This window comes from Mesorhizobium comanense, assembly GCF_005503535.1.
Taxonomy (GTDB): Bacteria; Pseudomonadota; Alphaproteobacteria; order Rhizobiales; family Rhizobiaceae; genus Mesorhizobium; species Mesorhizobium comanense.
The window spans coordinates 39,398-51,547 of sequence record NZ_SCNN01000012.1 but is presented as its reverse complement, the minus strand read 5'-3'; the positions used below and the strand labels follow the sequence as shown (position 1 = coordinate 51,547).

Annotated in this window: 7 protein-coding genes; 6 read left to right on the top strand and 1 reads right to left on the bottom strand. The window is 64.0% G+C overall.

The window, feature by feature from the left end; translation table 11 throughout:
* Positions 1-139: 139 nt before the first annotated feature.
* Positions 140-3,088, top strand: coding sequence for a DNA polymerase I (gene polA, locus FFS37_RS20385; protein WP_171026350.1), 2,949 nt, complete (start codon positions 140-142; stop codon positions 3,086-3,088).
* Between the two features lie 60 nt (positions 3,089-3,148).
* Here the strand turns inward: polA and FFS37_RS20380 are convergent, their stop codons facing one another.
* Complete coding sequence (locus tag FFS37_RS20380) at positions 3,149-3,553, bottom strand: Fur family transcriptional regulator (RefSeq protein ID WP_137932768.1); 405 nt, start codon at positions 3,551-3,553, stop codon at positions 3,149-3,151.
* A 243-nt stretch (positions 3,554-3,796) separates the two neighbouring features.
* Between FFS37_RS20380 and FFS37_RS20375 the strand changes: the two genes are divergently transcribed.
* The 5 genes from FFS37_RS20375 (at position 3,797) to amrB (ending at position 12,102) form a co-directional block, all read left to right on the top strand.
* On the top strand, positions 3,797-6,001 hold the full coding sequence (locus tag FFS37_RS20375) for a caspase family protein (protein ID WP_137932767.1): 2,205 nt from the start codon (positions 3,797-3,799) through the stop codon (positions 5,999-6,001).
* Positions 6,002-6,177: 176 nt separating this feature from the next.
* Entirely contained in the window at positions 6,178-6,501 is a 324-nt protein-coding gene (locus FFS37_RS20370) for a hypothetical protein (RefSeq protein WP_232375725.1), read from the top strand.
* A complete protein-coding gene (locus tag FFS37_RS20365; RefSeq protein WP_137932765.1) occupies positions 6,498-7,199 on the top strand; it encodes a DUF4760 domain-containing protein in 702 nt (233 codons plus the stop codon). The genes FFS37_RS20370 and FFS37_RS20365 overlap by 4 nt, the downstream gene beginning before the upstream one ends.
* A 2-nt stretch (positions 7,200-7,201) precedes the next feature.
* Positions 7,202-10,234, top strand: coding sequence for a caspase family protein (locus FFS37_RS20360; protein ID WP_232375724.1), 3,033 nt, complete (start codon positions 7,202-7,204; stop codon positions 10,232-10,234).
* A gap of 149 nt (positions 10,235-10,383) precedes the next feature.
* Positions 10,384-12,102 carry an AmmeMemoRadiSam system protein B gene (amrB, locus tag FFS37_RS20350; RefSeq protein ID WP_232375723.1) on the top strand — a complete coding sequence of 573 codons (1,719 nt, stop codon included), beginning with the start codon at positions 10,384-10,386 and terminating at the stop codon, positions 12,100-12,102.
* The last annotated feature ends 48 nt before the right edge of the window (positions 12,103-12,150 follow it).

Below are 12,150 nucleotides of genomic sequence, written 5' to 3'. Positions count from 1 at the left end.
TCAAGGGCACCAACGTTACACTTTTGTAACGTGGCCGTGAGCGGGCCGATGTCCTGAATTGTCAGGGTGTTGGTGGAACCCGACCCGGGCGATGTGTTTGGCATGGACCAAGCCATCGCGCCGCGCTATCCCTGCCGGCATGAAAAAAGGCGATCATCTCTTTCTTGTCGACGGCTCCGGCTACATTTTCCGCGCCTATCACGCGCTGCCGCCGCTGAACCGCAAATCCGACGGCCTGCCGACGAATGCTGTGCTCGGCTTCTGCAACATGGTCTGGAAACTGATGCAGGACGCCCGCAACACCAGTGTAGGTGTGGTGCCGACGCATTTCGCCGTCATTTTCGACTATTCCTCGAAAACCTTCCGCAGCGAGCTTTACCCCGAATACAAGGCCAACCGCTCGGCGCCGCCGGAAGACCTCATCCCACAATTCGGCCTGATCCGGCAGGCAACGGTCGCGTTCAACCTGCCCTGCATCGAAATGGAGGGATTCGAGGCCGACGACATCATCGCCACCTATTGCAGGCTTGCCTGTGAGGCCGGCGCCGACACCACGGTCATCTCCTCCGACAAGGATCTCATGCAACTCGTCGGCCCGACTGTCGGCATGTACGACCCGATGAAGGACCGCCAGATCGGCATTCCGGAAGTGATCGAAAAGTGGGGGGTGCCCCCGGAAAAGATGATCGACCTGCAGGCGCTGACCGGCGACTCGGTCGACAACGTGCCCGGCGTGCCGGGCATCGGCCCCAAGACCGCGGCCCAGCTTCTTGAACAGTTCGGCGATCTGGATGGATTGCTCGCGCGCGCCACCGAGATCAAGCAGGACAAGCGCCGCGAAACCATCATCGCCAATGCCGACAAGGCACGCATCTCGCGCCAGCTGGTGACGCTGAAGAACGATATCGCGATGCAGGAAGGGCTGGACGAGCTGGTGCTGCAGCCCCCGGACGGGCCGAAGCTGATCGGCTTCCTGAAGACGATGGAATTCACCACGCTGACGCGCCGCGTCGCCGAGGCCACGGCCACCGAGATCGGCGACGTCAAGGCATCCGCCGTCACCGTCGAGCGCGCCGACACCGCGCATGGCCCCGATGTCGGCGCAGGCGCGCCCGCTGTCGCCAGAACGATAGCGCAGACAGCGGACGGACCGGCAAAGGCGGAAAGCGCACCTTCGAAGGGCGACACCCCTTCCCTGCTTTCGGCGCTGCGGCTGGAGCGGACGTCGTCCGGCAAGATCGATATGTCGGCCTACCAGGCCATTCGCGATACCGCAGCGCTGAAATCCTGGATCGCCGAGGCCAGGGACGCGGGTACCCTTGCCTTCGACGCCGAGACCAGTTCGTCCGATCCGATGCAGGCCGATCTGATCGGGCTTTCCATGGCCATCGCACCCGGCCGCGCCGTCTACGTGCCGCTTGCCCACAAGAGCGGCAATGGCGATCTGCTCGGCGGCGGCCAGCTGGAAAACCAGATCCCGGTCCGCGAGGCCCTGGCGCTCCTGAAGCCGCTGCTTCAGGACAGGTCCGTCCTCAAGATCGTCCAGGACATGAAATACGACATCGTCGTGATGAGCCGGCACGGTGTCGAAGTCGGTCCCTTCGACGACACGATGCTGATCTCCTATGTGCTCGACGCCGGCACTGTCGGACATCACGATCTCGCCGGACTTTCCGAAAAGTGGCTCGGCCATGCGCCGGCCTCCAAGAAGGAGCTTGCCGGGTCTGGCAGGAACGCCATCGGCTTCGATCAGGTCGACATTGAACGGGCAACCCTCTACGCCGCCCAACAGGCCGATCTGACATTGAGGGTCTGGCAGGTGCTCAAGCCCCGGCTTGCCGCCAAGGGCCTTGTCTCGGTCTATGAGCGGCTGGAGCGGCCGCTTGTGCCGGTGCTGGCACGCATGGAACAGCGCGGCATCTCGGTCGACCGGCAGATCCTGTCGCGCCTGTCCGGCGAGCTGGCGCAGGGCGCTGCGCGCGCCGAGGAGGAGATCTACGGCATTGTCGGCGAGCGCATCAACATCGGCTCGCCCAAGCAGCTCGGCGACATATTGTTCGGTAAAATGGGTCTGCCGGGCGGTTCGAAGACCAAGACCGGCCAATGGTCGACCTCGGCGCAGCTTCTGGAGGAGCTTGCGGCGGAGGGCCATGAATTGCCGCGCAAGATCGTCGACTGGCGCCAGCTGACCAAGCTGAAATCGACCTATACCGACGCGCTGCCCGGCTTCATCAATCCCGACACCAATCGCGTCCATACCTCTTACGCGCTCGCCGCCACCACAACGGGACGCCTGTCGTCTTCCGATCCCAACCTGCAGAACATTCCGGTACGCACCGCCGAAGGCCGCAAGATCAGGACCGCCTTCATCGCCGAAAAAGGCCACAAGCTGGTCTCGGCCGACTACAGCCAGATCGAGTTGCGCGTGCTGGCGCATGTCGCCGATATCCCACAGCTGAAGCAGGCCTTCGCCGACGGCGCCGACATCCACGCCATCACCGCTTCCGAAATGTTCAACGTGCCGGTCGAAGGCATGCCTTCGGAAGTGCGCCGGCGCGCCAAGGCGATCAACTTCGGCATCATCTACGGCATCTCGGCCTTCGGCCTGGCCAACCAGCTGTCGATCCCGCGCGAAGAGTCCAGCGCCTATATCAAGCGCTACTTCGAACGCTTTCCCGGCATCCGCGACTATATCGAGGAGACCAAGGCCTATGCGCGCGAGAACGGCTTCGTCGAAACCATCTTCGGCCGGCGCATTCACTACCCGGAGATAAGGTCGTCCAACCCCTCGATCCGCGCCTTCAACGAGCGTGCCTCGATCAACGCCAGGCTTCAGGGCACCGCCGCCGACATCATTCGCCGCGCCATGGTGCATATGGAAGAAGCGCTCGACAGGGCAAAGCTGTCGGCCCGCATGCTGCTGCAAGTGCATGACGAGCTGATCTTCGAGACGGTCGACGAGGAGGTCGAGGCGACGCTCCCCGTGGTGCGCAAGGTCATGGAAAACGCGCCGATGCCGGCGGTTTCGATGTCGGTGCCGCTGCATGTCGATGCCCGCGCCGCCAGCAACTGGGACGAGGCGCACTGAGCGCCCTCGAGCAACGCCGCGATCCTTCACACCAACATCAATAGGTTGGCTGGCCTGATCTTAAGCCGCCTCTGCCCTGCACTTGGCGCAAACACCCCGAAACTCGATCACCGCCTTCTTTGCGGCGAAGCCTGTCGAATTGACCCATTCGTTCAGCCGGTGGTCGACATCGTGGTCGGACATCTCCGTCACCTGTCCGCAATTGTCGCAGATGGCGAAAGCCGTCATCGAATGGCTGTGATCGTGCGGCTCGGCGCAGGCGACGAAGGAGTTGATGCTTTCCAGCCGATGCACGAAGCCTGACTTCACCAGCGTGTCGAGCGCCCGGTAGACCTGCAGCGGCGCCCGGAAACCGCGCTCGCGCAGCTGGTCCAGCAAGGTATAGGCGCTAAGCGGTCCGCTGGCCGTCTCCAGCTTCTCCAGCACACACAGCTGGTTTTTCGTCAGCACATCCCTTGCCGCCATGATCCTGCTTCCGCTTGTTGCGCCGTTCGCGGGGTGATTTGCGCACGCAGACGGCTTCAGTCTCCCTGAAATAGCGACGAACCGGCATCTTTGCCACTATTTCCGTCAGCCTCATCAGTGCCAAAACCACCAGGCCGCTCTTTGGCCACGGGTTGACTGGTCCGGCCACATTCAAAATACTGACAAAATTCTCGACGAAGTTTGACGCGCTTGGGAAATTCGATCGGGCTTGGGGAAGCAATTATGATCAAATTGACACGCCGGACGCTGCTTGTCGGCACGTCCGCGCTGATGGCGGCCGGAACCATGTCGTTCCGGGCGCGGGCCGCTTCGCGCACCTACCATGCGCTGCTAGTCGGCTGCACAGAATATCCGGCTCTGCCGCAGAGGAACTGGCTGATCGGGCCGAAGAACGATGCCGGCCTGATCCACGAATACCTTCTTAAAAACGTGCCCGACCCGGTTCGCTTCAAACCGGAGAACGTCACCTTGCTGGCCAAGGATGTGCCGGGCGCCAAGGGCCTGCCCACCCATGCGGGGATCAAGGCGGCCCTCGCGGACCTCGCCGCCAAGGTGCAGCGCGACGATTTCGTCTACCTGCATCTGTCCGGCCACGGCGCCCAGCAGCCGGAGATGATCAAGGGCGACGAGACCGACGGGCTCGACGAGATCTTCCTGCCTGTCGACATCGAAAAGTGGGTCAACCGCGATGCCGGCGTGCCCAACGCGCTGATCGACAACGAGATTGGCGCCGCCTTCGACGCCATCCGGGACAAGGGCGCCTTCATCTGGGCCGTCTTCGACTGCTGCCATTCCGGCACGATGACGCGCGCCGTGGACGTGGAGGACGAGTTCGAGCGCAAGATCGAGTTCGCCGACCTTGTCGGCGGCGACAAAGCAGCCCGGGCGGCGGCCATCAAGACCTACGACGACACGGTCGCCAGCGCGTCGCGCGGCCTTGACGATAATGGCCAGCGCAAGCCTGCCTTCAACCTGATGACGCCGACCGGCGGCGAACCGATCACCAAGGGCAAGCTGGTCGCCTTCTATGCCGCGCAGACGGTGGAGACCACGCCGGAGATGCCGCTGCCCAAGGGCACGGCGGACGCCCCGCGCTTCGGCCTGTTCACCTTCACAATCCTGCAGAAGCTGGCCGAAAACCCCAACGTCACCTACCGCCAGCTTGGCCAGGCGGTGCTGCAGCAATATTCGGCCGACAGCCGCAACCGGCCGACGCCCTTGTTCGAGGGTGAACTCGACGCGCGCGTCTTCGGCACCGACAAGACCGATGCGGTCATGCAATGGCCCATCGTCGTCAAGGACGGCGAGGCAACGATAGGCGCCGGCCTGCTGCATCGCCTCACCCCCGGCAGCAAGCTCGCCATCCTGCCCTCGGCGCTGTCGTCGCTCACCGATGCCGTCGGCTATCTCGAAGTGCAATCGGCGAAGAACCTGGAAAGCCACGTCACGCCGGTCGAGTTCGACAAGAAGCCGGCGCTCAAGCTGGCCGACATCCCCGCGCACGCCTATGCGCGGGTGGCGGAGATTGCCGTGGACTACAAGCTCGCGGTGGCGCGGCCCGCCCCGACAAAGGGATTGGAGAAGGAAACAGCGTTCGTCAATTCGGTTCTCGACGAGCTGGCCGCCGCCAAGGACACCGGCTTCAACATAGAACTGGCCGATCCCGGCAAGAGTGCGGAACTTCGCCTCGCGGTCCTGCGCGAGAACGCCATCGCAGGGGCCGCCAAGAATGCCTCGGACAAACCGGCGCTGTGGTTCCTGCCGGCATCGGGCGACATGACCCTGAAGGATCGCAGCAAGCCGCCGCTGATCATCATCCACTCGGATGACCGCAAACGGCTGGTCGACGCGACAACGACGAACCTGCGCACCATCTTCCGTGCCACCGGCCTGTCGCGGCTGGCGGCGGCTTCCGACTATAAGCCCGAGGATGTCGACGTCCAGTTCCAGATCAAGCGCCGCGACAAGGACGGCCTGGAGCCCTTGCAGGCATCCGCCGTGCCGCGCGTCTCGCCCGGCGACGAAGTGCATGTGCTGGCCAGGAACAGCTCGGACCAGCTGGTCGACATCAACGTGCTCTATGTCGGCAGCGACTATTCCATCACCCACATCGTCGCCGAGCGCCTTGCTCCGAAGGCGACGCTGGAGGAGGGGCTGCTCGCCTTCACCGATACCTCATTCGGCATGGAGCGGATGATCGCGGTGCTGACCGAGGCCCCGCCGGAGAGCGAGAAGGAGGATCTGAGCTTCCTGGCGCAGGACGGCGTCGCATCGATGACGCGCGGGCTCGGACCCGCCAGCTTCTCCGACATGCTGGCCGACATCGGCATGGCGCCATCGACCCGCTCGGTGATGCGGCTTGGCGACAAAAGCGGCCCGAAGGGCGCGGTGATGATCTTCCCGATGGAGACAGTGCCCCGCGCCTGAGCCTTGGCGCCGGGGCCGCATGGCCCTGTAGCGCCGGGTCTTGCGCGTTTGGCGCGATATGAGAACATTCCCGGCCGCGGCCATAAGGCCAGCGGCGGGCAAAGCAGATAGGATCGGTCTTGAGGAACAGTGTTTTTCCCTGGCGCGCGATGGTTGCCGGCCTTGCTGGCGGCCTGTTGCTGATCGTCAATGCGTCGGCGCAGGAGGCCTGTGGCCTCTGCGCCAAACAGGTGGTCATCAATTCGGAGCTCGCGACCTGCTTCCTCGATCAGTACGACCAATTCGCCAAGACCAGCAGTGACGCCGTGGTGGTCGATCTCTCGAGCTGCGCCTCGCGCGGCGTGGTCGAAGCGCTGCCGTCGCCGAACAAGGCGCCGGCGGAACCCGATATGCAGTTCATTGTTTCGCGCCCGCAGCTGGCATGCCTGAAAAGACAGCTCGAGGCGCCCGGCGTGGTGCTGGACCCCTCGGCGACCATCAAGCTGGACAGCTGCAAATGAAGAAGCCGGGGGGCACCACCAAACAGACGGCGGCCGCGCCAGCGAAAGTTTCGGCAAAGCAGACGCTGCCAGAAACCACGGAAGGTTTTCCCTGGCCAAGCAGCCACGAGATCAAGAAGGAGAGCAACCCCTTCACCGATCGTGACTGGCGCATGCTGGTCTATGCCTGGTCGGGCATGCTGGTGCGCTTCGCCATCATCTTCACCCTGGCATTCTCGATCTACCAGTTCCTGGCCAACCAGGAGCAGAAGCGCGTCGAACAGACCATGTCGCTGGTCGAGCTCTGGGAGACCAAGGACTACCAGCAGGCGCAACGTGCGCTCAAGGATCGCCTCGCTGCCCTCAACGCCAAATATGACAATCTGCTCAGCGCCAATCCCTCGCCGACCGAGGAGCAGGTGTTCCGGCAGCGCATCGGCATCGAGGCCATGACCGCCGCCGGCGGCGACATGCCGCTCGCCGATTTCAACGAGAACTTCGACCGCATCGTCTATTTCCTGAACCGCCTGTCTTTCTGCATCGACGGCAATCTGTGCTCGCGCAAGGTGACAGACGCGTATTTCCGCGACTACGCGGTCTCATTCTGGAGTTATTTTGCCGGCTATGTCGACAAACAGCGCAAGGCCGGATCGCCGACCTTCGCGACGGCGATCGAGGCCTATGTGCGCAATGGCCAGCCCGCGGCTGAAGTCAAATAGCGATGGGAGCGGCATGGATCAGCGTCCGGCTCCTGCACGCCTGCCGCTGGCTGGCCATGGCCGGTGCCTTGCTGAGCGCCCCAACCGTACGGGCGCAGGACGCCCCTGATTTCCACCTCGATCTCGACACTGGCGGGCATAGCGCGCAAGTCACCGATCTCGCCTTCACGCCGGACGGCCAAGACCTCGTCTCGGCATCCGATGACAAGACCATCCGCATCTGGGATTGGCAGAGCGGCGTGAGCCTGCGCACCATCCGCGGCTATCTCGGCAATGGCAACGACGGCAAGGTCTTCGCCATCGCCGTTTCGCCGGACAGCAAGACGATCGCCGCCGGCGGCTATTTCGGCCCGGGCATCGGCGACAAGCCACCCTATGGCGATATCAGGCTGTTCGACCTCGCCACCGGCAAGATGAAGGCCGTGCTCAAGGGCGCCGACTACGCGATCTATGACCTGGCTTTCTCTCCAGATGGCAAGGTCCTTGCCGCGGGCGGCGGCGACGGCGTCGTCTATCTCTGGAAGCCGGACGGTCAGTCCACCACCGGCTGGACGCTGGACAAGAAGCTCGACGCCGATTCCTGGCATATCGACAAGCTTGCCTTCGCCGCGCAGGGAACCCGGCTGGCGGCGACCACCACCGACAACGGTATCCGGCTCTGGGATGTCGCCAAAGGCGAGGAGATCGCCCTGCCCGCGCAAGCCGAGCCGTTGCGCGATGTCAGCGTCATGGCGCTCGCCACCTCGCTGGACGGCAGCCTGTTCGCCACCGGCAGCAAGGACGGCCAGATCCAGCTCTGGCGCGCCGCCGACGGCGCGCTGGCGCGCGCCATGCCCAGGCAGGATTTCCTCATCGGCTCGCTGACTTTCGCCAAGGGCGGGCTGCTGGTCGCCTCCTGCGGCTATCGCTGCGCCGACAAGCACCGCTCCGTGGTCCTGAACACAGAGACCGGCGAAAAGGCGCGCGCCTATGACGGCCATGACGGCACGGTCTATGCCAGCGCCGCCAATGCCGATGGCTCCCTGGTGGCGACCGCGGGCGGCACCCGCAACGCCATCCAGGTCTGGGATCCTGCGACGGGTGAGCGCAAGGCCCTGCTGCAGGGATCGGGCGAGCCGGTGACCGCTGTCGGCATCGACGCCGCGAACGGCATCATCGCCTGGGGCAGCGCCAACCCGTGCCCCGAGCGCGTGGCCTGTCCGGAGGAGTTGGGCGCGCTGGACAGGAAGCTCGACCTGCCGACCGCCGAGCGCTTCTTCGACGACCCTCAGCCGCTGACCGGATCCGGCCCGTTCGCCCGCGCGGCGATCACCGACGGCCAATGGTCGCTCCATGCCGCGGCGGGCGGCAAGGATGCGCTCGAAAACGCCGTGCTGGAGATCGGCCATGGCGGCCAGGTCGTGCGCCGCATCGAGAACGACGCCACCAACGGCTTTGCCCATTCAGCCTTCACGCTGATCGACGACGGGCTCGGGCTGATCACCGGCGGCAATGACGGCACGCTGCTGGAGTACAAGACCGCGACCGCCAGGGTCTCCGGCGAGTTCACCGGGCATACCGGCGAGATCAACGCCATGGTGGCGTCGCAGAAAGCCGGCCTGCTGGTCACCGGCAGCGCCGACCAGACATTGAGGCTGTGGAACCTGCAGACGCACGAGCTGATCGTGTCGATGTTCTTTGCCGGCTCGCAATGGATCGCCTGGATGCCGCAGGGCTACTATTATTCTTCCGACGAGGGCGACAAGCTGATCGGCTGGCATGTCAACCAGGGCCGCGACCATGAGGGCCGTTTCATTCGCGCCGGCCAGTTGAAGAAATATCTCTGGAGCCCGGAAATGGTGCGCCGCGCCATCATCCTGCGCAGCGCCAGGCAAGCGGTCAAGGAGATGCGGCCGGGCGTCGACAACGAGCTGCAGAAGCTGCTCCAGCGCAAGCCGCCAGAGTTCGGCATTCGCCTCGCCGACGACCAGAGCAAGGTCCGCGAAGGTTACGTCGCCGTGGAGATATCGGGCGCCCGGGAGGCCGGAGCCGATGTCGCCGGCTTCTCGATCCTGTCGAACAGCCGCAATGTCGGCAACATCGCCACGCGCTCGGCCGATGGCGACAAGACCATCGTCGAGGTGCCGGTCGAGAATGGCCAGAACACCATCCGTATCACCGGCAGCAACGAATATGGCTACTTGACCGAGCGCAGCGTCACGGCAATCGCCAGGAAAACCGAGAAAACCGAAGCCAAGGGCAAGCTCTACGTCGCCGTCATCGGTGTCGACAAATATCCGTTCCTCAAGGACGCCTGTTCGGGCCACGCCTGCGACCTTCGCTATCCGGTCGATGACGCCACCGAATTCCTTAAGGTGATTGCGCAGAAATCGGCGCCGCTGTTCTCGTCGATGGAAACGCTGGTGCTGGTCAACCGGGAAGCGCTCGACGACAACTCCGACAAGGCGCAGCAGACCTACACGGTCGCCAGCGCCGACAACATCATGGAGCCGGATTCGCACACGATCGACGACCAGCTCGCCGATTTCCTCGACAGGCCGGGCGAGCATGACACCACGATCGTCTTCGTCGCCGGCCACGGCATCAACATCGACGAGGATTACTATTTTATCCCGACCGATGGCCGCAAACAGGACGCGGACCGCTGGAAGCGCTCCTCGCTGGTCGACTGGTCGGACATCCAGAAATCGGTCGAGCGGGCCAAGGGCATGCGCTTCATGCTGCTCGACACCTGCCACGCCGCCAACGCCTTCAACCCGCGCCTGGAAAAGGACGCGCAGGACGCGCGCATCGTTGTCTTCTCGGCAACCGCCGCCAACAACACCGCCGCCGAACTGCCCGAACTCGGCCACGGCGTTTTCACCTATTCGATCCTGGAAGGCCTGCGCGGCAAGGCAAGAACCTCGGATGGCGGCGTCACCCTGTTCGGCCTCGCCGATTTCATCTCGCGCGAGGTGGTGCGGCTGACGGCGTCGAAGCAGAAGCCGTTCTACTATGTCGGCGGTGTCGAGAACATCGTGTTGGCCGAGCCGTGAGGCCTCTGCGTCCAGGCACCCCTCTCTGTCCTGCCGGACATCTCCCCCGCAAGGGGGGAGATTGGCAGCTTCAGCGGATACGCCTACTTTCCAACGTTAGAAATTGGCGAAAACAGTGGCGACATCCGATCTCCCCCCTTGCGGGGGAGATGTCCGGCAGGACAGAGGGGGGTGCCTGGGCGCAAACCGGCATTGCGTTGATCTTCGCAGTTGCGCTCCTCCTCTCACCTAACCTCAGCTTCGCCGCTCCCGTCATCTGCCCGCCCGGCACCGAGAACTTCCCGCCCTTCTACGACGACGCGACACTGTTCAAGACATCCATCGCCGGCGTCGCCAACATCCAGCCGTCCAACCGGCGGCTGACGGGCATCACGGTGCCGCATCATCTGCTGGCCGCCGATCTGGTCGCACTCGGGTTCCACGCCGCGTCGGGCTTCCGCTACAAGCGCGTCGTCATCCTGTCGCCGGATCATTTCCACAAGACGCACAAGCTCTACGCCACGTCGCAGCGCGGTTTCGACACCGTGCTTGGCCCAGTGGCGGCCGATACCGATGCGGTGCGCCTGCTGGAAAAGAACAGCGGCATGGTCGAGGAGTCCTGTCTGTTCGACAAGGAGCATGGCGTGCGCGCCATGCTGCCATTCCTGCACCATTATTTCCCCGAGGCGAAGATCGTGCCGGTGGCGATGTCGGTGAAGGCCAAGCGCGGCGATTGGGATCGGCTGGCCGAAGCGTTGAAACCGATCGTCGACCAGGACACGTTGATCGTCGAATCCACCGACTTCTCGCATTACCTGCCGCAGCACGAAGCACGCCGTTTCGACCAGCAGTCGCTCAACATGCTGGCCGCCGGTTCGCTCGACGGCATCGCGGCCCTGCGCCAGCCCGATCACGCCGATTCCGTCGGCGCACTCTATATCCAGACCAGGCTGCAGCGCGAACTGTTCGGTGCCCAGCCACTGGTCGTCGCCAACGAGAACTCGCAGGAACACACATCAGACTATGTCGACCGCACCACCAGCTACGTGGTGGCGCTGTTCGGCGCCTTCGGCCCCGGCTTCAACAACCCGGCGCGACCAAAGGACAGGATCTACTATCTCGCCGGCGACGTGAATTTCGGCCGTGCCATGAAGAAGATCCTGCTGCGCGACGGGGTTGCCGACAGGATCGTCGACGCCATCCTCTCGCTGACCGGCGCACGGCCGCTGATCGTCAATCTCGAAGGCGTCATCCTGCCCAACGTGCCCGAGGCGATCGACGACATGACGCTGGCGATGCCGGAAGGCCTGGCCACCGACATGCTGAAGCGGCTGCATGTCGCCGGCGTCAGCCTTGCCAACAATCACGCCTATGACCTGGGACCTTCGGGTTATGCCGAGACGCTGCGCGCCCTGAAGGAAGCCGGCATTCCGCATTTCGGCCAGGGCGAGACGCTGGCGCTCGACGAGCTCGACCTTGTCGGCCTGACCGACATCGATACCAACGGCTCGAAGAACACCGACCTGCTCACCCCTGCCTTGCTCGACCGGCTTCTGCACGAGAATGCCGAGCGTCCGGTGGTCGCCTTCGTCCACTGGGGCCGCGAATACAAGACTGAGCCGTCGGCGCGTGAAGACATGCTGGCCGACCAGATGCGGCTGCGCGGCGTCTCGGCCATCGTCGGCGGCCATCCGCATGTCTCGAGCGAGGCGATCGTACCGCTCGCCGGCGGCGATGTGGCGGAAGTCTACTCGCTCGGCAATTTCCTGTTCGACCAGAAAGCCGAGCGCTCGTCCGGATCGATGCTGGAATTGCGCGTCTTTGCCCAGGGCACGATTTTCACACGCCTCATCCCGCTGCCCAACTATTTCGAGATGGGCCGTAAATAGTTTTTCGACCAACCGCTCGCAGGCCGGCCTTACCTGAATATCGATATA